This is a genomic window from Micromonospora sp. NPDC005172 (assembly GCF_040608555.1).
Lineage (GTDB): Bacteria > Actinomycetota > Actinomycetes > Mycobacteriales > Micromonosporaceae > Micromonospora.
Genome location: NZ_JBEXIL010000048.1, coordinates 16,215 through 37,771, shown reverse-complemented (window position 1 = coordinate 37,771; position 21,557 = coordinate 16,215). Strand labels below are relative to the sequence as shown.

15 protein-coding genes are annotated in these 21,557 nt (G+C 73.9%); 13 read left to right on the top strand and 2 right to left on the bottom strand.

The annotated features are described in order from the left end of the window. Positions 1–25: 25 nt before the first annotated feature. Positions 26–3,745 carry a S8 family peptidase gene (locus ABZV06_RS25945; protein WP_355624760.1) on the top strand — a complete coding sequence of 1,240 codons (3,720 nt, stop codon included), beginning with the start codon at positions 26–28 and terminating at the stop codon, positions 3,743–3,745. Positions 3,746–3,798: 53 nt separating this feature from the next. Here the strand turns inward: ABZV06_RS25945 and ABZV06_RS25940 are convergent, their stop codons facing one another. Further along, positions 3,799–4,815: a helix-turn-helix domain-containing protein gene (locus ABZV06_RS25940; RefSeq protein WP_355248417.1), complete on the bottom strand. Its 1,017-nt coding sequence runs from the start codon at positions 4,813–4,815 to the stop codon at positions 3,799–3,801. 102 nt (positions 4,816–4,917) lie between these two features. On the opposite strand from ABZV06_RS25940, the gene recN reads away from it, so the two are divergent. The 9 genes from recN (at position 4,918) to ABZV06_RS25895 (ending at position 17,698) form a co-directional block, all read left to right on the top strand. Then, positions 4,918–6,675, top strand: coding sequence for a DNA repair protein RecN (recN, locus tag ABZV06_RS25935; protein ID WP_355624758.1), 1,758 nt, complete (start codon positions 4,918–4,920; stop codon positions 6,673–6,675). A 119-nt stretch (positions 6,676–6,794) separates the two neighbouring features. Further along, positions 6,795–7,973, top strand: coding sequence for a putative cytokinetic ring protein SteA (gene steA, locus ABZV06_RS25930; protein ID WP_355248413.1), 1,179 nt, complete (start codon positions 6,795–6,797; stop codon positions 7,971–7,973). Between the two features lie 27 nt (positions 7,974–8,000). Next, positions 8,001–8,942 (top strand): copper transporter, encoded by a 942-nt coding sequence (locus tag ABZV06_RS25925; protein ID WP_355248410.1) that lies wholly within the window; start codon positions 8,001–8,003, stop codon positions 8,940–8,942. Positions 8,943–8,985: 43 nt separating this feature from the next. Then, the gene (locus ABZV06_RS25920) at positions 8,986–9,852 is read left to right on the top strand and encodes a hypothetical protein (RefSeq protein WP_355624756.1); all 867 of its coding nucleotides are present in this window, start codon (positions 8,986–8,988) and stop codon (positions 9,850–9,852) included. A 1-nt stretch (position 9,853) separates the two neighbouring features. Continuing rightward, the gene (locus ABZV06_RS25915) at positions 9,854–11,545 is read left to right on the top strand and encodes a lipid II flippase MurJ (protein WP_355624754.1); all 1,692 of its coding nucleotides are present in this window, start codon (positions 9,854–9,856) and stop codon (positions 11,543–11,545) included. 31 nt (positions 11,546–11,576) lie between these two features. Further along, positions 11,577–12,725 carry a glycosyltransferase family 4 protein gene (locus ABZV06_RS25910; protein WP_355624752.1) on the top strand — a complete coding sequence of 383 codons (1,149 nt, stop codon included), beginning with the start codon at positions 11,577–11,579 and terminating at the stop codon, positions 12,723–12,725. Then, positions 12,725–15,160 (top strand): hypothetical protein, encoded by a 2,436-nt coding sequence (locus tag ABZV06_RS25905; protein WP_355624750.1) that lies wholly within the window; start codon positions 12,725–12,727, stop codon positions 15,158–15,160. The genes ABZV06_RS25910 and ABZV06_RS25905 overlap by 1 nt, the downstream gene beginning before the upstream one ends. A gap of 163 nt (positions 15,161–15,323) precedes the next feature. After that, positions 15,324–17,069, top strand: coding sequence for a CTP synthase (locus tag ABZV06_RS25900; RefSeq protein ID WP_355624748.1), 1,746 nt, complete (start codon positions 15,324–15,326; stop codon positions 17,067–17,069). Then, positions 17,066–17,698 carry an NUDIX hydrolase gene (locus ABZV06_RS25895; protein ID WP_355624746.1) on the top strand — a complete coding sequence of 211 codons (633 nt, stop codon included), beginning with the start codon at positions 17,066–17,068 and terminating at the stop codon, positions 17,696–17,698. The genes ABZV06_RS25900 and ABZV06_RS25895 overlap by 4 nt, the downstream gene beginning before the upstream one ends. A gap of 89 nt (positions 17,699–17,787) precedes the next feature. Here ABZV06_RS25895 and ABZV06_RS25890 read toward each other — a convergent pair whose 3' ends face one another. Further along, entirely contained in the window at positions 17,788–18,111 is a 324-nt protein-coding gene (locus ABZV06_RS25890; RefSeq protein ID WP_355624771.1) for a TM2 domain-containing protein, read from the bottom strand. A 227-nt stretch (positions 18,112–18,338) separates the two neighbouring features. Between ABZV06_RS25890 and ald the strand changes: the two genes are divergently transcribed. The 3 genes from ald (at position 18,339) to ABZV06_RS25875 (ending at position 21,557) form a co-directional block, all read left to right on the top strand. Beyond that, the gene (gene ald, locus ABZV06_RS25885) at positions 18,339–19,454 is read left to right on the top strand and encodes an alanine dehydrogenase (protein ID WP_355248389.1); all 1,116 of its coding nucleotides are present in this window, start codon (positions 18,339–18,341) and stop codon (positions 19,452–19,454) included. Next, positions 19,451–20,452 (top strand): site-specific tyrosine recombinase XerD, encoded by a 1,002-nt coding sequence (locus tag ABZV06_RS25880; RefSeq protein ID WP_355624770.1) that lies wholly within the window; start codon positions 19,451–19,453, stop codon positions 20,450–20,452. Before ald ends, ABZV06_RS25880 begins: the two co-directional genes overlap by 4 nt. A gap of 181 nt (positions 20,453–20,633) precedes the next feature. After that, positions 20,634–21,557, top strand: a complete 924-nt coding sequence (locus tag ABZV06_RS25875) for an AAA family ATPase (protein ID WP_355248386.1) — start codon at positions 20,634–20,636, stop codon at positions 21,555–21,557.

The window sequence follows — 21,557 nt, the reverse complement described above, 5'->3', positions numbered from 1 at the left end:
CCGAAGGAGTGAAGGAGCGCATCGCATGCACTGGTCCCCCCGCTGGCTCAGCGCCGGCGCGGTCGGCGCGCTGGTGGTCGGCCTCGCCGCGCCGGCGTCCGCTGAGCCGCCCGTCCGGCCCACCGGCCCGAGCCTGGGCGCGTCCGCCCCGGGCGCCGCGCCCGTCCGCATCACCCTCATCACCGGCGATCAGGTCGAGTTGTCGCCGGCGGCGCCGGGTCGGGTCGCCGCGACCGTACGCCCGGGGCCCGGGCGGGAGCGGATCATCTTCCAGACCCTGGAGGTCGACGGCGGGCTGCGGGTGCTGCCCAGCGACGTCGCGCCGTACATCTCCAGCGGCGTCCTGGACGCCAACCTGTTCGACGTGCAGGAGCTGGCCGCCGACGGCTACGGGGACGCGGCGCAGGGCACACTGCCGCTGATCGTGCGCTACCAGGAGCCGGCCGCCGGCCGGGTCCGACCGCTCGGCGGGGTCACCGACGCCCGGCCCCTGGAGAGCATCAACGGCGCTGCGATGCGGGTCGGCAAGGCCGACCTCGGTGGCCTGTGGACCACGCTCGCCGGCGCGCCGACGTCCCGGACCACGGCCGCAGCGCCCCGGCTCGGCGGCGGTATCGCCCGTGTGTGGCTGGACGGGCGGGTGCGCCCGACGTTGGAGCACAGCGTTCCGCAGATCGGCGCCCCTACCGCGTGGGCGGCCGGGCGCGACGGCAGCGGCGTGAAGGTGGCCGTGCTCGACACGGGTGTCGACGCCACCCACCCCGACCTGGCCGGCCGGATCGCCGAGGCGCGGGACTTCTCCGGCAGCGGTAGCGCCCGTGACGGCCACGGCCACGGCACCCACGTCGCCGCCACCATCGCGGGCGGCGGCGAGGCGTCCGCGGGGCTGCGCAAGGGCGTCGCCCCGGGCGCGCGGCTGCTCGTCGGCAAGGTGCTCGACGACGGCGGCTCCGGCTACGACTCGGCGATCATCGCCGGGATGGAGTGGGCCGCCCACTCCGGCGCGAAGGTCGTCAGCATGAGCCTCGGCGGCGGCCCGACCGACGGCACCGACCCGATGAGCCAGGCGGTGAACGACCTCACCGCCGAGACCGGCGCGCTGTTCGTGATCGCCGCCGGCAACTCGGGGACGGCGCGGAGCGTCAACGCGCCGGGCGCGGCCACTGCGGCGCTCACCGTGGGCGCTGTCGACCGCGCCGACAACCTGGCGGACTTCTCCAGCCGGGGGCCGCGCGTGGGCGACAACGGCATCAAACCCGAGATCACCGCGCCGGGCGTGGGCATCGTCGCCGCGCGGGCCGCCGGCACCACAATGGGTACGCCGGTCGACGACGTCTACACCGCAGCGTCCGGGACGTCGATGGCCACCCCGCACGTGGCGGGCGCGGCGGCGATCCTCGCCCAGGACCACCCGGACTGGACCGCCGGCACTCTCAAGGACGCGCTGGTCAGCACCACGAAGGCGAACCCGGCGCTGACCGTCTTCGAGCAGGGCGGCGGCCGGGTCGACGTGGCTCGGGCGCTGACCCAACGGGTGTACGCGTCGGCCACCGCCGACTTCGGCCGGGTCTCCACCGGTGGCGCGGTGGCCGAGCGGAGTGTGACGTACACCAATGGCACGACTGTTGCGCGGACCCTGCGCCTGGCCCTGGAGCTGCGCAACCTGGACACCGGGGCGGTCGAGACCGACGGCGTCGCCGTCGGCGTCGCCGAGGTGACCGTGCCGGCGGGCGGCAGCGTGGCCGTGCCGCTGCGCGCCGACCCGGCGAAGCTGAACCGGGGCCCGCACGGTGGCGCTCTGGTGGCGACCGGCGCGGACGGCGTCGCCGTGCGTACCCCGGTGGGGCTCACCGTGAGCGGCGCGCTGCACGACCTGACGATCAAGGTGCTGGGTCGGCAGGGTCAGCCGACCCTCTCGCCCGCCCTGACCCTCTTCGGTGAGCAGCCCGAGTCGGACTACTGGGGCTGGTGGCCCGAGGAGGGCACGCTGCGGGTCGAGGAGGGCACCTACCTGCTGACCGCGCTTGTCGAGCACGGCGCTCCCCTGGACGAGCAGTTGACCCAGGCCGTCGAACCCGAGCTGACCGTCGACCGGGACCTGACCGTCGTGCTCGACGCCCGTAGGGGCACGCCGGTACGCGTCGAGACGCCCAAGCCCAGCGAGCAACGCGCGACGCTCAGCTTCTACGTCCACCGGGTGTTGGGCAACGGCCGGCAGATCGACCACGGCGTCATGGCCTACAGCAGCGTCCAGCAGGTGAACGTCACGCCGACCCGTCCGGTGCGCCAGGGCGAGTTCGAGTTCGCCTCCCGCTGGCAGCTCGTCGCGCCCATGGTGGACGCCCGGGTCTCCGGCGTGTCCGGACCGTCGGACATCAACCTGCTGGGCGCGTCCCCGGCACCGTCCGGGCGACGGAAGCTTCCGCTGGTCTGGGCGGGCACCGGAACCCCGGCCGAGCTGGCCCGGGTGCGGGGCGCGGCCGTGCTGCTCGCCACCGACCCGAACCGCAGCGAGGACGAGCAGGTGGCCGCGGCTGCGGCAGCCGGCGCGGCGGCGGTGCTGATCGTCCGCCCGCAGGACCAGAGCGCGTGGACGGTGTGGCGGCCGGACGGGGAGCGGCTGCCGATCCCGGCGATGGTGGTCGCGTACGACGACGGGCAGCGGCTGATCGCGTCGGCCCGCACGGGTCGCGCGACGCTGGACCTGACGCTGACCGTGGACAGCCCCTACCTGTACGACGTGTGGCAGGTGTCGAAGGGGCGGGTGCCGGAGCGCGTCGTGCACACGGTCACCGCGAAGAACACCGCCGAGGTGACCGCGCGGTACGGCGACACGGGCGCGGGCTGGGCCACCGAGGAGCGATTCGGCTGGCGTCCCTGGCAGGAGTACGCCTGGAACGACGACCAGCGTCTCGTCCACAACGGGACCACCCGGCAGGAGTTCGTCAGCGCGGGGGACAACTGGTGGCAGCACCGGGTGCTGCACAAGCAGATGTTCATGCAGTGGGGGCAGTTGAGCGGCGGCCTCACCCAGGAGCCCCGGCGGTACGCCGCCGACGACCGCGAGACCGAGACCTGGCACGCGCCGCTGGTGCGTCCGGCCGTACCGGCCAGCGGGGCGCCGGTGCCCACGCGCACGGGCGACAGCCTCGACGTACGGGTGCCCGAGTTCGTCGACGCCGACGGGCACTACACGGTGGCGGGCAACAGCGAGGAGTCGGACACCGTCGAGGCCCGCCTCAGCCGGGACGGTCAGCAGATCGCCGACCTGTCCGACGGCTGGGCGCCGGTGCGGACCACCGCCGGGGCGGCCCGCTACCGCCTCGACGTCACCACGCGGCGGGCCTCGGACGAGTGGCGCTACGCCACCCGGACGGACACGGCGTGGCAGTTCACCTCGGCCCGTCCGGCAAATGCCGCGGCCACTCCGCTGTCGCTGCTACAGGTGGACTACCGGGTGCCGGCGGACCTGCTCGGAACCGTGCCCGGCAACCGGTCGCACCAGGTGGGGTTGACCCTGCGCCAGCCCGCCGGGGCGCCCGCGCCGACGGGCACCAGCCTGACCGTGCAGGTCTCCTTCGACGAAGGCGTCACCTGGCGGTCCGTGCCGACCCGAGGGGCGGGCACCCGGTACACGGCGACCGTGCCGGCCGGACGCGGAACGGTGTCGCTGCGGGTGCATGCCGCCGATCGGGCCGGTGACAGCGTCGACCAGACGGTGCTGCGGGCGTACGGCCTGCGCTGACCGGTGATCGACCGGGCTCGCCGTCGACCCCGACGGCGGGCCCGGTCGCGTCGTCAGAGCCAGCCGCGCCGGGCGACCTGGAACGCCAGCCCCGGCCGGGTGTCCACGCCGGCCGCGTCCATCAGGTCGGCGAGGCGGCGCTGTACGGTCCGGCGGCTCACACCGAGCTGGGAGGCGATGGACTTGTCCGGCACGCCGGCCACGAAGAGCGACAGCAACCGGGCCTCGTCGGCGTCGGGCCGGTAGCCGTCGGCCGGACGGTCGTCCTCGTCGCGCCGGTGCTCGGTCGGCGCGACGGCGAGCGGGTCGTCGAGTCGCAGCCGGGGCGCCGTCCGCCAGTGACTCTCGAAGAGGGCCAGCAACGCGTCGAGCAGTTGGCTGCGGCCGATCACCGCGGCGCTCGGCTCGCCACCGTGGCGGTCGGGCACCAGCGGACAGATGGCGGTACGGGCGTCCACGATGGCCAGTCGGACGGGCAGGCGGTCCAGCACCCGGGCCTGCTCACCGGCGGCGACCCCCTTGGCCAGGTCGGCCAGCGCGCCGGGTTCGAGCAGCAGGTCCCGTTCGTAGATGGCCCGGTAGCTCACCCCACGAGCGAGGGCGTCGAATTCCTCGACGTTCTCCGGGCCGGCCATCGCGAGGGGGTTGGCCCGGCAGAACCACAGCACCTCCTCGCGGGCCGAGTTCTGCAGGTCACGCAGCCGGTCGCGCAGCATCCGGCCACCGCGGATCACCTCGACCAGGTGGTCGACGTGGTGGCGGCGCAGCCCGGAGCGGTACTCCTCGGCCAGTTGGGTGACCCGTCGGCGGGCGGCCTCCAGGTCCTCCTGGCGGCGCAGCAACGTCGCGCCGAGGGCGACGTCCGGAGCGGTCGGGCGCAGCGGGGCGTCCGGGTCGTTGTCGGTGGGCTGCACGAGACCCTTGGCCCGCAGCGCCTCGACCTGCTCGACGACCTGCGCCCGGGGCCGTCCCAGCCGGCCGACCAACTCGTCGAGGCGGGCCGTGGTGAGCTGGAGCAGGCAGCGGTAGAGCTCCTCCTCGGCGGGGGTCAGGCCGATCACGTCCAACACGGGGCAAGACTGTACGTCGGACGGGTGCCGACCGCAGCGGGACCCGGTGGTGGGGCCCGTCGGCTGGTCAAGTGTCGGCCCTCGCGTCTACTGTCGGGTGCTGTGCTGGAAGAGCTGCGCATCACCGGACTCGGCGTCATCGAGGACACCACCCTGCCGTTGGCCGGCGGGATGAACGTCATCACCGGCGAGACCGGTGCCGGCAAGACGATGGTGGTCACCGGCCTCGGTCTGCTCTTCGGCGGCCGGGCCGACGCCGGGCGGGTGCGTGCCCAGCCGGGCCGGGCCGTGGTCGAGGGGCGGCTGCGCCTCTCCGGTCGCGTCGCCGACACGGTGCACGCCCGGATCGGCGACGCCGGTGGCGAGCCCGACGAGGACGGCTCGCTGCTGCTGAGCCGTACGGTGACGGTGGAGGGCCGCTCGCGGGCCCACCTGGGTGGCCGGAGCATGCCCGTGTCGATGCTCGGCGAGGTCGGCGAGCAGGCGGTGGCCGTGCACGGCCAGTCCGACCAGCTGCGGCTGCTGCGCCCGGCCGAGCAGCGGGCCGCCCTGGACCGGTTCGCTGGGCCGGCGCACGAGAAGCTGCTCGACGCGCTGCGCGAGGCGTACACCGGTTGGCGGCGGATCGTCGACGACCTGGCCGACCGGCGGCGCAACGCCCGCGAGCGCAGCCAGGAGGCCGACCTGCTGCGGCTCGGCCTCGACGAGATCACCCGTGTCGACCCGCAGCCCGGCGAGGACGACGACCTCAAGACCGAGGCGCAGCGGCTGGAGCACGCCGAGGGTCTGCGGACGGCCGCGCAGCTCGCCCAGCAGTGCGTGGCGGGCGGCGCGGACGCGGCCGACGAGACACCGGACGCGGCGTCGCTGCTCGGCACGGCCCGGCGCACCCTGGAGGCGCAGGCCGGCACCGACCCGGCGCTGGGTGAGCTGGCGGCCCGCCTGGAGGAGGCGGCCACCCTGGTCACCGACGTGTCGGCGGAGCTGTCAGCGTACCTGGCGACGCTCGACGCGGACCCGGCACGCCTGCAGCACGTCTACGAGCGGCGGGCCGCGTTGCGCACGTTGACCCGCAAGTACGCCGACGACGTCGACGGTGTCGTCGCCTGGGCCGAGCGGGCCCGCACCCGACTGTCCGACCTGGACACCTCCGACGATCTGCTCGACGAGTTGGATCGGGAGGGGCAGCGGTTGGCCGCGGAGGTGGCCGACCTGGCCGCCCGGGTGTCGGTGTCCCGGCAGGAGGCGGCGGTCCGCTTCGCCGACCAGGTCACCGTCGAGCTGGCCGGTCTGGCGATGCCGCACGCGCGGATCGAGGTGGCGGTGCTGCCTCGACCGGCGGGGCGGTCCGAGCCGACGTTGACGGTCAACGGCATCGAGGTGGGCGTCGCGGCCGACGGCGGCGACGAGGTGGAGTTGCGGTTGCTGGCCCATCCGGGCGCGCCCTCGCTGCCGTTGCAGCGTGGCGCCTCCGGCGGTGAGCTGTCCCGGGTGATGCTCGCCATCGAGGTGGTGTTCGCCGGCTCGGGCGGCCCGCCGACGCTCGTCTTCGACGAGGTCGACGCGGGGGTCGGCGGTCAGGCCGCGGTGGAGATCGGTCGCCGGCTGGCCCGGCTGGCCCGCAGCCACCAGGTGTTGGTCGTCACGCACCTGCCGCAGGTGGCCGCGTTCGCCGACCGGCATCTCGTGGTGGCGAAGGACACCGGCGGCGCGGTGACGACCAGCGGCGTTCGGGTCGTGGAGGACACCGAGCGCGCCCGGGAACTGGCCCGCATGCTGGCCGGTTTGCCCGATTCGGATCTGGGTATCGCGCACGCCGAGGAGCTTCTGGCGGTCGCGGCGAAGGAGAGGCGGTTGTGACGCCGCGTATTGTGGGCGCAAGCACACCGGCTCGCGCCGGCGTGTGCTTCCCTGGGTAGGCGGCCCTGCTCAGGCATGTCGCGACAGAAAAGCCTGCCTCACATGCCAGGATGGTCACGATGCGTCTACCCACGTTGCGCCGGAACCGGAACGCCGAACCGGGCAGAGTCCTCGGCACCGCGCGCCTTGACCGCCGGACGAAACGCCTGGTCGGCCGGCTTCGTCCCGGTGACATCGCGGTCATCGACCACGTCGACCTGGACCGGGTGGCGGCCGACTCGTTGGTCGCTGTCGGTGTCGCCGCGGTGCTCAACGCCAAACCGTCCGTCTCCGGGCGCTACCCGAACCTCGGGCCGGAGGTGCTGATCGCCGCCGGCATCCCGCTCCTGGACGATCTCGGCGAGGGCGTCTTCGAGCGCATCCGCGAGGGCGACCGGGTACGCATCGAGGGCAACACGGTGTTCGCCGGCGAGGAGCCGGTGGCGCACGGCGCACTCCAGGACGCCGAGTCGGTCGCCAAGGCGATGGCCGACGCCCGGGAGGGGCTGTCGGTGCAGTTGGAGGCGTTCGCCGCCAACACCATGGACTACCTGCGCCAGGAACGCGACCTGCTGCTCGACGGCGTGGGCGTACCGGACATCCAGACCCAGATGCAGGGCCGGCACTGCTTGATCGTGGTGCGCGGTTACGACTACAAGGCCGACCTGGACGTGCTGCGCCCGTACATCCGGGAGTTCAAGCCGGTGCTGATCGGCGTGGACGGCGGCGCGGACGCGCTGGTCGAGGCCGGGTACACCCCCGACATGATCATCGGGGACATGGATTCGGTCACCGACGACGTGTTGCGCTGCGGCGCCGAGGTGATCGTGCACGCCTACCCCGACGGGCGGGCGCCCGGTCTGCCCCGGGTCAACGGGCTCGGCGTCCCGGCGATCACCTTCCCGGCCGCGGCGACCAGCGAGGACCTGGCGATGCTGCTGGCCGACGAGAAGGGCGCCTCCCTGCTGGTCGCGGTCGGCACCCACGCCACCCTCGTCGAATTCCTGGACAAGGGGCGCGGCGGCATGGCCTCGACGTTCCTGACCCGGTTGAAGGTCGGCGGCAAGCTGGTCGACGCCAAGGGCGTGAGCCGGCTCTACCGGCAGAGCATCTCCGGCTCGTCGTTGCTGCTGCTGGTGCTGTCGGCGATCGCGGCGATGGCCTCGGCGGTGGCGGTCTCCACGGTCGGCAAGGCGTACCTGGGTGTGGTCGCCGAGTGGTGGGACAATTTCGTGTTCCAGCTGTACCGGCTCTTCTAGTTCCCGAGCGATCAAGAGGCTGCAAGCGTGATCAACTTCCGCTACCACGTGGTGTCCCTCACCGCGGTCTTCCTGGCTCTGGCGATCGGCCTGGTGGTCGGCACAGCCGCCCTCAACGGCCCGGTCGCCGACTCGCTCAAGCAGCAGGTCACCGGGCTGCGCAAGGACAACCAGCAGTGGCGTCAGCAGGTCGCCAACATGGAGAAGCAGCTCGGCCTGGAGGAGGAGTTCGCCGAGGAGATGTCCCAGGTCGTCCTGCCGGGCACTCTCAGCGGACGCCGGGTGGTGGTACTCAGCCTGCCGAACGGGCGCGACCACACCGAGGGCGTGCTCAAGAAGCTCCAGCTCGCCGGCGCCACCATCACCGGCCGGGTCGACCTGCAGGACAAGTTCCTCAACCCGGACAACAACTCGAACCTGCTGGAGCTGGCCGTCACCGCCGCCCGCCCGACCGCGCAGACCACCGGCCTGCCGGGCAACGGACACGGCGTGGAGACGTCCAGCGCGCTGTTGGCCAGCGTCCTGCTGGACCGGGCCCAGGGCACCGCCGCGGTCAGCGACGCCGACCGGCGGGCGGTGCTCGCCGCGTACAACAACGCCGGTTACCTGACCACCGACAACAACAAGGTCACCGGCCCGGCGGAGGCGGTCGTCGTGGTCAGCGGCCAGCCGTACGTCGACAAGGACTCCGAGAAGCGGGACGAGTCGGTCGTCAAGATCGCCGAACAGTTCGACCGGACCGGGGCGATCGTGGTGGGCGGCAACGGCTCCGCCGGCGACAACGTGGTGTCCGTGGTCCGGGGTGACCCGGTGCTGGCGCAGACCATCTCGACCGTCGACAACGCCAACACCGTGCAGGGTCAACTGGTCACCAGCCTGGCCCTGGTGCAGCAGCTCACCGAGAAGAAGGCCGGCCAGTACGGCGTCGGCGACAACGCCGCGTCCCTGCTGCCTAGACTGCCCCAGTGAGCGAACGACGTACCGCCGTGTCCGTAATCGACGAGGTGCCGGCATGAGCACGCTGGGTCGGCTGCTGATCGCCGCCGCCGGCGCTGCCGCCGCCCGGTACGCGCTGCGCGAGGTGCGGACCGCCCCGGTTGGTCCGGCGCTGGAACGCACCAACTTCCGCGGTCGGACCGTGACCCTCGCCGCCGGGCCGGCGCTCGCCGCCGGCGCGACCGCCGCTGGCGTGTTCGGCGCCACCAGCGCCGCCTCCGGTGGCGCTGCCCTGGTCGCCGGCCTCGGCGCCGGCGGTGTCGGCCTCTACGACGACGTGGTCGGGGCGCGCCCGGAGCAGAAGGCGGCCAAGGGCTTCGCCGGGCACCTCGCCATGCTGCGCGAGGGCCGCGTCACCGCCGGGCTCGTCAAGGTCGTCGGGGTGGGCGCGGCCGGGCTGGGTGCCGCCGCGCTGCTCGCCGCCGACCCCCGCGTCGCCGCGCACCCGCGCCGGCAGCGGCACGGCGCGTTCGGCCGGGGCGTCGACGTGCTGCTCGGCGCCGGCGTGATCGCGGGCACCGCCAACCTGCTCAACCTGCTCGACCTGCGGCCCGGCCGGGCCATCAAGTCCGGGCTGCTGCTGGGCGCCCCGCTGGCGGGTGGCCCGCACGGCGGGATCGCCGCCGGTGCCGCCGGTGCCGCCGCCGGCCTGCTCGGCGACGACCTGTCCGAGGACGTCATGGTCGGCGACAGCGGCGCGAACGCGCTCGGCGCGCTGCTCGGCGTCGCGCTGGCCGCCCGGAGCGGCCCGCTGGGCCGCGCGGGCCTGCTCGCCGTGCTGGCCGGGCTCACCGCCGCCAGCGAGAAGGTCAGCTTCACGGCGGTGATCCAGCGGACCCCGGGGCTGCGGGAACTCGACGCACTGGGTCGACGCGCCGACTGACGTGACCAGACCCGCACCCCTCGCCGGCGTCGGCCGGCTTGCCGGGGCAGCCGCGCTCATCGCCGTCCTCACCGTGTTCAGCCGGCTCGCCGGCTTCGGCCGGACCGCCCTGTTCACCTGGAGCCTCGGGAACACCGACCTCGGTGGCGCGTACGTGGTGGCCAACGCCGTGCCGAACTTCATCTTCGAGATCGTCGCCGGTGGCGCACTGGCCAGCCTCGTCGTACCGCTGCTCGCATCGGCGGTCGAGGCCGGTGACCGTACGGCTGTCGCCCGGACCACCGGCGCGCTGCTGACCTGGACACTGGCCCTGCTGGTGCCGCTCGCACTGCTCGTGGCGCTGTTCGCCGGTCCGGTGGTCGACTCGCTCGGGCACCACCTCACCGACGCCCAGCAGCACAGCGGCGTACGGATGCTGCGGATCTTCGCGCCGCAGCTACCGCTGTACGGGGTCGGCATCGTGCTCACCGGTGTGCTCCAGGCGCACCGCCGGTTCGCCTGGCCGGTGCTGGCTCCGCTGCTGTCCAGCCTCACGGTGATCGTCGTCTACCTCGGGTTCACGGCCACCCAGGGCCGGTACGCCACGGTCGCCGGGGTGAGCCCGAGCGGCGAGGTGCTGCTCTCCGCCGGCACCACCCTGGGCGTGGTGGTGCTGTCGCTGTCGCTGCTCATCCCGGTCCGCCGGCTACGCCTGGGGGCGCGGCCCGGGTTCGGTTTCCCCGCCGACGCGCGGGGCCGGGTCGGCGCTCTGGCGGTGGCGGGCGCGGTCACGGTCACCACGCAGCAGATCGCCCTGATCGTCAGCCTGAACCAGGTGACCGCGGGCGCGCGCAGCAACCCCGGCGTCTACAACCTGGCGCAGACCGTCTACCTGCTGCCGTGGGCGGTGCTGGCGGTGCCGCTGGCCGTGGCCGCCTACCCGACCCTCGCGGCGGCCCGCTCGGCCGGCGACGAGGACTCCTACCGGGCGACCCTGGCACCGGCAGTGCGCGGGGTGCTGCTGTTCAGTTGCCTCGGCGCGGCCGCCCTGGTCGGGACCGCGGGCCCGATCGGGCACTTCTTCTTTCCCGCGTCCACCGCGCCGACAGCCGCCGCGGCGATCACCGGGTACGCCCCGGGCCTGGTCGGGTACGGACTCTTCGCGATCCTCACCCGGGCGCTCTACGCGCGCGGGCAGACCCGTGCGGCGACGGTGGCGACCGCCGTCGGCTTCCTCGTGGTGCCCGCCGCGGTCCTGCTGCTCGGCAGGCTCCTGCCGTTGACCGACCGGGTGCTCGCCGTGACGTCCGCGAACTCGGTGGGCATGGTGGTGCTCGGTGTGCTGCTGGTCGCCGCGGTGCGGCGCGCCGCGGGCGCGCCCGCGCTGGCCGGTGCGGCGCGCGCCGGCGCGGCCGGTCTCCTCGCCGGGCTGCTCGCCGCGCTCGCCGGGCTGGGCCTCAGCCGCTGGCTCGACAGACTGGACGGTGGCACCCCGACGACGGCCGTGGCGCTCGGTCAGGGCATGCTGTCCGGGGTCCTGGTCGGTGTCGTGTTCCTCGTCGTGGTCTGGTTCGTCGACCGACGGGACGTGCGGCCGCTGCTGACCGGGGTGGTGCGCCGCCTCCGGCGGGGCCAGGCGGGCCGGGCCGGTACGTCGACACCGGGCGCGGTTCCCCCGGAGCGGGGCGACGGGAAGGAGACGGCGGTTCGGTGAGCGTTGTCAACACCAACCGGCGGTGGCCGGCATGACGGCGACAAGCGGCCGGTCGGGTTCCGTGGCGCTGCTGCTGGCGTCCAGCACCGGTGGCGTCGGCCAACACGTCCGTTCGGTGGCGCGCGGGCTCGTGGCGTCCGGGGCGCACGTGCTGGTCTGCGGGCCGGCGGCGACGCAGGAGCAGTTCGACTTCACCGGCGTGGGCGCGCGTTTCGAACCGGTGGAGATCCCCGCCAGCCCGACCCCGGCCGACGCGCGGGCGGTGCTCGCCCTGCGGCGGGCGCTCGCGGCGGCCCCCGTCGACGTGGTGCACGCGCACGGCCTGCGTGCCGGTCTCGTCGCCGTCCTGGCCCGTCCGGCTGCCCCGCTGGTGGTGACCTGGCACAACGCGGTCCTCGCGGGTGGGCTGCGCGGCGGGGTCTCGCGGCTGGTCGAGCGGGTGGTGGCGCGCAACGCCCGGGTGGCTCTCGGTGCCTCCGCCGACCTGGTCGAGCGGGCCGCCGCGCTGGGCGCCGCCGATGCCCGCCTCGCCCCGGTCGCCGCCCCGACGCTGCCTGTGCCTCGTCGGCGTCGTGACGCCGTCCGCGCCGAGTTCGGCGTACGGCCGGAGCAGCCGTTGATCCTCTCGGTGGGGCGGCTGCACCCGCAGAAGCGCTACGACGTGCTGATCGACGCGGCGGCCCGCTGGCGTACGCGTACCCCACCGCCGGTCGTGGTGATCGCCGGGAGCGGCCCGGCGTACCTGGCGTTGGCCGCCCGGATCTCGGCGGCGCGGGCTCCGGTGACCCTGCTGGGGCACCGCACCGACGTGGCCGACCTGCTCGCCGGAGCCGACCTCGCGGTGGTGACCAGCGACTGGGAGGCGCGGCAGCTGTTCGCCCAGGAGGCGATGCGGGCCGGCGTACCGCTGGTGACGACCGCGGTGGGCGGCCTGCCGGAGCTGGTCGGTGACGCCGCCGCCCTGATCCCCTCGGTCGACGTGGACGCGGTGGACACGACCGTGCGCGCGCTGCTCGACGACCCGGCGGCGCGGGCCGAGCTGGGTCGGCGTGGCGCCGAACGGGCGGCGACGTGGCCCACCGAGACGGACACGGTGGCCGTGCTGGAGGCCCTGTACGCCGAACTGGCAGCCCATCCGGCGGCCCCCGGCTCCGACGCTCCGATGACGGGACACCGGTGATGGTGCGCCGACTCGCTCCGGCCCTGCTGACCGTGCTCGTGGTGGCGTTGGGCGTCGCCGCGCTGGCCGTCCGGCCGCCCCAGGGCGCCCCGCAGCGCACCGCCGACTTCGTGGTGCTCGCCGGGGTCGCGGGGCTGCGCTGGGAGGACGTCGACAAGCAGAGCACCCCGACGTTGTGGCGGATGGCCCAGGAGGGGTCGATCGGTTCCCTGTCGGTGCGGTCCGCGCACCGGCCGACCTGCCCGGTGGACGGCTGGCTGACCGTCGGCGCGGGCAGTTTCGCCGGGTGGAACGGCACCCGAACCGACGGTGGCTGCCCGCCGACCGGTGTGGCAGTGGAGCAGCCGGACGGGATCGGCGCGAACCTGCCCGACCAGGAGAGCGTGGTCCAGTACAACCAGCAGCGGCTGCCGTGGGGCACCCTGCCCGGGTCGCTGTCGGAATCGGTGCGTTGCTCGGTCGCCGTGGGGCCGGGGGCCGCCGTGGCCGCCGCCCGCCCGTTCGGCCGGGTCGACAGGTACGCCGCGGGTCTGCCGGCCGATCCGCGTCGGCTGCTCGGTTCGTGCGTGCTGAGCATCGTCGACCTCGGCACGATCGAGGGGACCGACCCGGCGGCGCGCGCCGAGGAGGCGCGGGCGGCCGACGCCCAGTTGGCCCGGGTCCTGGCGGCCCGCCCGCCGCGGTCGTTGGTGCTGGTCGCCGGCATCTCCGACACCGAGCAGCCGTCGCGGCTGCATGTGGCGATCGCCGACGGGCCGGGCTGGGAGCGGGGCTGGCTCACCTCGGCCAGCACCGGCCGTGAGGGTTACCTCCAGCTCGTCGACCTCGCGCCGACGGCGCTGGCCGCGCTCGGGCGCCCGATGCCGGAGCGCCTGTTCCTCGGCCGACCGGCGGTCAGCACCGGCGGCCGACCGGCAGAGCTGACCGAGGCGATCAACGCGCCGGCGGACGCCGACCGGGAGGCGTCCGCCCAGCGGAGCGTCTCCGGCGGGTTCTTCACACTGCTCGCCGGGCTGCAGGTGCTGCTGGCCCTGGCCGTGTTGCCGCTGCTGCGCCGCGCGCGACCGCACGCCGGCCCGGCCGGCCCCACTCCGGTCTCCGCCCGCGTCGTGGCGGTGGTGGAGCTGCTACTGGTCGCGGCGGCGTTGACCGTGCCGGCCGCGTTGCTGGCCGACGCCGTCCCCTGGTGGCGGGGCGGGCACCCGGGGTGGATCTTCGCCGGGGTCACCGCGCTGCTGGCCGCGGTGTGCACCGCCGCGGTCCGGTTCGCTCCCGGGTACGCGAAGACGCTCGGCCCGTTCGGCGCGGTGGCCGGCCTCACGACACTTGTCATCGGGGTGGACGTGCTGACCGGCGCCCGACTCCAGCTCAACGGGGTGGTCGGCTACTCGGCGTTGCAGGGTGGCCGCTACGCCGGGCTGAGCACGGTCGGGCTGGGGGTGTTCCTCGCCGGCGCGCTGGTCACCGGCGGGTGGTTCGCCCAGCGCGTACACCGTCGGTGGAGGCCCGCGGTGATGGTCGCCGTGGGCGGCCTCGCCGTGGTGGTGGTCGGGAGCCCCTACCTCGGCGGCGACCCGGTCGGCGCGATCGCGCTGACCGCCGGGCTCAGCGTGGCGGCGGCGATCAGCGCCGGCGGCTGGCTGACCATCAGCCGACTGGCGTGGGCCACCATGGCCGCGCTGGCGGTCGGCATCGGCTTCGCCGTGGTGGACCTGCGCCGGCCGGCCGCCGAGCGGGGGAGCCTCGGCCGATTCCTGTCCGCGGTGGGCGACGGCACCGGCGGGTTCACCGTGCACCGGTCCAGCACCGCGAACTTCGAGACGTTGGTGAACAGCCCGTTGACCGTGCTGGCGCTGGCCGGTGGGCTGCTGGTGTGGTTCGCCCTGCTGCAGCCGTGGGGCGGGCTCATGCGGCTCTTCGGCATCTACCCGGCGGTGCGGGCCGCGCTGGGCGGCACGGCGGTCGCGGCGGTGCTGGGCGGCGTGCTCGACGGCGCGGCACTGGACGTGGCCGGCGCGGCGGCAGCCCTGGTGGTGCCGATGGCCGCGTTGACGTCCCTGCGGGTTCTCGGGCACGCCGCCGACCGCACGCGCCCCGGCACGGGCCGCGCCCGCGAGGACGAGGCGGACGACGGTTCGGGCGCCGGGGGCGCCGGGCCGGCCGGCGGGGGTGACGGTCCGAGCGGTGGCGGTGGACCGCTGGGAGCGGGTCACCCGCGGCCGATCAGCGGACCGCCCGCTGCGGCACCCCGCGCGGTCGTCCTGCGGCCGGAACCGGACCCGGGCGCGCCCGCGGAGCCCCCGGTGGCCGACGGGGACGACCGGCCGGAGGACCCGACGGCGGACGCCGGCACCACGGCACCGCCCGCTCCGGCGCAACGACGGCCGGCGGACGTCCCGGTGGCCCGGCCATCGAGCGAGGTTGCCACCTCCTGACCGCCGGACGCCGCCCGGGTGGCCCGTTCCTGTCCCACCCGGGGTGCGGCCTGCGAGTACCCGTCGTGAAGGTGTTACCGTGGAATCCCGTGGATCGCGTGATCACTTTGGTGATCGAGCACGGCGGTCTGCATGACCGCGACAGACGACACGGGAGCAGGCCTTGGCCCCATCAGCACGGACGACCAGGCACATTTTCGTCACCGGGGGCGTCGCCTCCTCGCTGGGTAAGGGCCTCACCGCCTCCAGCCTCGGCAACCTGTTGACCGCGCGCGGTCTGCGCGTGGTGATGCAGAAGCTCGACCCCTACCTGAACGTCGACCCGGGGACGATGAACCCGTTCCAGCACGGCGAGGTCTTCGTCACCGAGGACGGCGCCGAGACCGACCTCGACGTCGGGCACTACGAGCGGTTCCTCGACCGGGCGTTGTCCGGCAAGGCGAACGTCACCACCGGGCAGATCTACTCGGACGTGATCGCCAAGGAGCGCCGCGGCGAGTACCTGGGCGACACCGTCCAGGTCATCCCGCACATCACCAACGAGATCAAGGCGCGGATCCTGGCGATGGCGGACCCGGACGACGACGGCGTCCTGCCCGACGTCGTCATCACCGAGGTCGGCGGGACCGTCGGCGACATCGAGTCGCTGCCGTTCCTGGAGGCGATCCGCCAGGTCCGCCACGACCTGGGCCGGGACAACTGCTTCTACCTGCACGTCTCGCTGGTGCCGTACCTCGCGCCGTCGGGGGAGTTGAAGACCAAGCCGACCCAGCACTCCGTGGCGCAGCTGCGCAACATCGGTATCCAGCCGGACGCCATCGTGCTGCGGTGCGACCGGGAGATCCCGGAGAAGCTCAAGGAGAAGCTGTCGCTCTACTGCGACGTCGACCGCGAGGCGGTCGTCGCCGCACCGGACGCCCCGAGCATCTACGACATCCCCAAGGTGCTGCACCGCGAGGGTCTCGACGCGTACGTGGTGCGCCGGCTCGGGTTGTCGTTCCGGGACGTGGACTGGGCGAGCTGGGACGACCTGCTGGAGCGGGTGCACCGGCCCCGGCACACGGTGACCGTCGCGGTGGTCGGCAAGTACGTCGACCTGCCCGACGCGTACCTGTCGGTGAGCGAGGCGATCCGGGCGGCCGGGTTCGGTAACCGGTCCCGGGTGCAGCTGAAGTGGGTGCCCAGCGACGAGTGCGTCACCCCGGCCGGCGCGGCGGCGGCCCTGGCCGGCGTGGACGGCATCCTCATCCCGGGCGGGTTCGGCGTGCGCGGCATCGAAGGCAAGATCGGCACGGCCCGGTACGCCCGCGAGAACGGCATCCCGCTGCTCGGCCTCTGCCTCGGCCTGCAGTGCATGACGATCGAGGTGGCCCGACACCTCGCCGGCCTGGACGGCGCGAACTCGCTGGAGTTCGACGAGCAGGCAGCGCACCCGGTCATCGCCACGATGGCCGACCAGGAGGACATCGTCGCCGGCAAGGGCGACCTGGGCGGCACCATGCGGCTCGGGGCGTACCCGGCGACGCTGACCGAGGGCTCGATCGTCGCCGAGGCGTACGGCAGCACCGACGTCAGCGAGCGGCACCGGCACCGTTACGAGGTCAACAACGCCTACCGGGACGCGCTGACCAAGGCGGGCCTGCACATCTCCGGCACCTCGCCGGACGGCCGGCTCGTCGAGTTCATCGAGCTGGACCGCGATCTGCACCCGTTCTTCGTGGCCACGCAGGCGCACCCGGAGCTCAAGAGCCGTCCCACCCGCCCGCACCCGCTGTTCGCGTCGTTCGTCAAGGCCGCCGTGGCGTACTCGCAGGCCGACCAGTTGCCGGTCGACATTGAGGCCGCGTCGGAGGCACCGTCCGCGCGCAAGGCCGCCCGCAACGGCGCCGCGTCGAAGGCGTCGGCGTGAGCGAGCAGCCTCAGCAGCGGGGCGACGGCGGGAGCGAGCACCGCTACGAGGTCCGCTCCCGCACCGAGCGCTACCGGGGGCCGATCTTCGAGGTGGTCACCGAGGAGGTGACCATGCCGGGCGGTGGCACCGGGCGGCGTGACCTGGTGCGGCACGTCGGGGCGGTCGCCGTGGTGGCCCTCGACGACGCCGGCCAGGTGGTGCTGATCCGGCAGTACCGGCACCCGATCGGCCGGCACCTGTGGGAGCTGCCGGCAGGCCTGACGGACGTCTCCGGCGAGGATTTGCCGGCCGCCGCGCTGCGGGAACTGGCCGAGGAGGCCGACCTGACCTCCGGGCGGATCGACGTGCTCGTCGACCTGCACAGCTCGCCCGGGTTCACCAACGAGATCGTCCGGGTCTTCCTGGCCCGCGACCTGGCCGACGTGCCGGCGGGGGAGCGGCACGAGCGCCACGACGAGGAGGCCGACCTCCAGGTCGTCCGCGTCGACCTGGACGAGGCCGTCGACATGGTCCTGGCCGGCGAGATTACCAACGCGTCCGCGGTGGCCGGGCTGCTCGCGGCGGCGCGCGGCCGGGACACGGGCTTCGCGGCGTTGCGCCGGGCGCAGGCACCGCTGCGGCGTTGATCGCCGCCGCCGGTCCAGCCGATCGGTGAGTACGCGCGAAGGGGCCCCGCGGTCAGCCGCGGGGCCCCTTCGTATGCCGTCGTGGCAGGTCAGTCCCGCAGCGGGCGGCCCTGCGCGTCCGTGCCGCCGTTGACCAGGATCAGGATGCCGTCGATGACGCCCCAAAGGGCACCGACGCCGCAGGTCACCAGGCTCACGACGAGCTGGAGGACGGCGATCTTGGTGTGTCCGGTGTAGAACCGACCGGCCCCGAAGGTGCCGAGCAGGATGCCGAGGATGCCCGCGACGACCTTGCTCTTGTCGGAGTAACCCGGGGCGTACCCCGGCTGGTAAGGAGGAGTGGTCATGGGCGGACACACTAGTGATCCACTCGTCCGCTGTCCGTACCGCCACTCGGCAGATGGGACGATAATGGGCGAACACTGTCCTGACGGTTGAGGTCACCCTCCCACCACCGGCCCGGTCCGTGCCCTGACACACCGTCAGGTCGCCCCGGCACCGGATGCCACTGTGCTGGCTCACGGCGGGGCGGGGCGCGCCTAGACTGCCGCCGGCGGGACCGGTGGACCGCGGCGGCAATGGGGCCGCCGTGGCACCGAGCAGTCGGGGGAGCTCAGCCCCGAAGAGAGGTGTCTGCATCGTGAAGGTCGGAATCCCCCGCGAGGTCAAGAACCACGAGTACCGCGTGGCGATCACGCCGGCGGGTGTCAACGAGTTCACCCGCAGCGGCCACCAGGTCTTCGTCGAGTCCGGCGCCGGCGTCGGCTCCAGCATCACCGACGAGGAGTTCGCCGCCGCCGGAGCGAAGATCCTCGACACCGCCGACGAGGTGTGGGAGACCGCCGAGCTGGTGCTCAAGGTCAAGGAGCCGATCGCCGAGGAGTACCACCGGATGCGCGAGGGGCAGGTGCTCTTCACCTACCTGCACCTGGCCGCCTCCAAGGGGTGCACGGACGCGCTGGTCGACCGCAAGGTCACCGGCATCGCGTACGAGACCGTCGAGCTGCCCGACAGGTCGCTGCCGCTGCTCGCGCCGATGTCCGAGGTCGCGGGCCGGCTCGCCCCGCAGGTGGGCGCGTTCTACATGATGCGTACCGGCGGTGGTCGAGGTGTGCTGCCCGGCGGCGTCTCCGGCGTGTACGCGGCCAAGACCGTCGTCATCGGCGCCGGCGTCTCCGGCATGAACGCCGCCGCCATCGCCCTGGGCCTGCAGTCCGAGGTCCTGCTGCTGGACAAGAACGTCGCCCGCCTGCGCCAGGCCGACGCCATCTACCGGGGTCACCTGCAGACCGTCGCCTCCAACGCGTACGAGATCGAGCGGGCCGTCCTCGACGCCGACCTGGTCATCGGCGCGGTGCTGGTGCCCGGCGCGAAGGCCCCGACGCTCATCCCCAACGAGCTGGTCTCCCGGATGAAGCCGGGCAGCGTGCTCGTCGACATCGCCATCGACCAGGGCGGCTGCTTCGAGGACTCGCGCCCCACCACGCACGCCGACCCGGTCTACAAGGTGCACGAGTCGATCTTCTACTGCGTGGCGAACATGCCCGGCGCGGTGCCGAACACCAGCACGTACGCGCTGACCAACGTCACCTTGCCGTACGCGCTGGAGCTGGCCAACCAGGGCTGGCGGGACGCGCTGCGCAACGACCCGGCGTTGGCGCTGGGCCTCAACACCCACGACGGCCAGGTCACCTACGGCCCGGTCGCCGAGGCGCACGGCATGCCCGTGCTCCCGCTGGCCGAGGTCCTGGGCTGACCGACTCCACTGTCGAACGGGCCGGTGCGGGCGTCGAGCCCGCGCCGGCCCTGCGCCGTGCCGTGCGCGGCTACCTCGACCACCTCACCGTCGAGCGCGGCCTGTCCGCGAACACCCTCGCCTCGTACCGCCGGGATCTGGACCGTTATCTGACGACCCTGACCGAGGCCGGCGTCGCCGACCTCGCGTCGGTCGCCCCCGGCGTCGTCGAGTCGCACCTGGCCCGACTGCGCGCCGGAGACGACGACCACCCGCCCCTGGCCGTGTCGTCGGCCGCCCGCGCGGCCAGCGCGGTTCGCGGCCTGCACCGGTTCGCCCTGCGCGAGGGGCTCGCCGGCGCCGACCCGAGCCGGGACGTCCGCCCGCCCACCCCGCCGCGCCGGCTACCCCGCGCGCTGGGGGTCGACGACGTGGTCCGGCTGCTGGAGACCGCCGGCCCGGTCACCGCCACCGCCACCGGCGACGGCGCGGCGCTCGCGCTGCGCGACCGGGCGCTGTTGGAGTTCCTGTACGGCACCGGCGCGCGGATCTCCGAGGCGATCGGCACCGCCATCGACGACCTGGACGTCGACGAGGGCGCCGTGCTGCTGCGCGGCAAGGGCGGCCGGATGCGCCTCGTCCCGATCGGCGGGTACGCCGTCGACGCGGTCCGCGCCTACCTGGTCCGGGCCCGCCCCGCCCTGGCCGCCGCCGGCCGGGGCACCTCCGCGGTCTTCCTCAACGCCCGGGGCGGCGCGCTGTCCCGGCAGGGCGCCTGGATGATCCTGCGCCACGCCGCCGCCCGCGCCGGACTGCCGGTCGACGGACCGTCGGCGGTGTCCCCGCACACCCTGCGCCACTCGTACGCGACACACCTGCTCGACGGCGGCGCCGACGTGCGGGTCGTCCAGGAACTGCTCGGCCACGCCTCGGTGACCACCACGCAGGTCTACACCCTCGTCACCGTCGAACGGCTGCGCGAGGTGTACGCCACGGCCCACCCGCGCGCCCGCGACTGACGCCCGGCCAGCACCGACCCCGACACGCCGGGCCGGTGCCGAACGCCCTGCTGGTCGGTGGCGTACAGTCGGCATCGGCGCGGACCTCCTGGGGCGACACGACCGGGGTGCGCAGCGGCGCCGCGAAGGACGTCGGACGGCTCCGACGCCGGGTGGGTCGTCGGGAGGGGGCAACGAGCACATGGCTGGCAACGGTGACCGTGCCGAGACGTGGACGTCGGAGCTCCGCGAGCAGCAGGCCGCGCTCGGAAACGACCTGGGTCCGGCCGACCCGGCCGCCTACACGATGCGCAAGCCCATCCCCGAGCCGATGCCCACTGATCGGCACGGTCCGGCGCGCATCATCGCGATGGCCAACCAGAAGGGTGGCGTCGGCAAGACCACCACCACCATCAACCTGGGCGCCGCTCTCGCCGAGTACGGCCGCAAGGTGCTGCTCGTCGACTTCGACCCGCAGGGCGCGCTCTCGGTGGGCCTGGGCGTCAACCCGCACAACCTCGACCTGTCGATCTACAACCTGCTCATGCAGGACGACATCATCGCCGAGGACGTCGTCATCAAGACCGACGTCGCGGGCCTGCACCTGCTGCCGGCCAACATCGACCTCTCCGCCGCCGAGATCCAGCTCGTCAACGAGGTCGCCCGGGAGATGGCCCTGGCCCGGGTCCTGCGTACGGTCCGCAAGGAGTACGACTACATCTTGATCGACTGCCAGCCCTCACTCGGCCTGCTGGCGATCAACGCGTTGACCGTCGCACACGGCGTGCTCATCCCGCTCGAGTGCGAGTTCTTCAGCCTGCGTGGTGTGGCCCTGCTGCTGGACACCATCGACAAGGTGCGTGAACGTCTCAACTTCGACCTGGAGCTCGAGGGCATCCTCGCCACCATGTACGACAGCCGCACCACCCACTGCCGCCAGGTGTTGCAGCGGGTGGTCGAGGCGTTCGGCGACAAGGTCTACCAGACGGTCATCACCAAGACGGTGAAGTTCCCCGAGTCCACCGTGGCCGGTGCCCCGATCACGACGATGGACCCGGCCTCCTCCGGGGCACGCAACTACCGTCAGCTGGCCCGCGAGGTGATCGCCGCCCAGTCGGAGCGGTAG

Excerpts from the sequence above, each read along its gene's own strand:
- ABZV06_RS25920 (WP_355624756.1), top strand. The coding sequence starts at position 8,986 with ATGAGCACGCTGGGTCGGCTGCTGATCGCCGCCGCCGGCGCTGCCGCC.
- ABZV06_RS25905 (WP_355624750.1), top strand. The coding sequence starts at position 12,725 with ATGGTGCGCCGACTCGCTCCGGCCCTGCTGACCGTGCTCGTGGTGGCG.
- ABZV06_RS25910 (WP_355624752.1), top strand. The coding sequence starts at position 11,577 with ATGACGGCGACAAGCGGCCGGTCGGGTTCCGTGGCGCTGCTGCTGGCG.
- ABZV06_RS25945 (WP_355624760.1), top strand. The coding sequence starts at position 26 with ATGCACTGGTCCCCCCGCTGGCTCAGCGCCGGCGCGGTCGGCGCGCTG.
- ABZV06_RS25875 (WP_355248386.1), top strand. The coding sequence starts at position 20,634 with ATGGCTGGCAACGGTGACCGTGCCGAGACGTGGACGTCGGAGCTCCGC.
- steA (WP_355248413.1), top strand. The coding sequence starts at position 6,795 with ATGCGTCTACCCACGTTGCGCCGGAACCGGAACGCCGAACCGGGCAGA.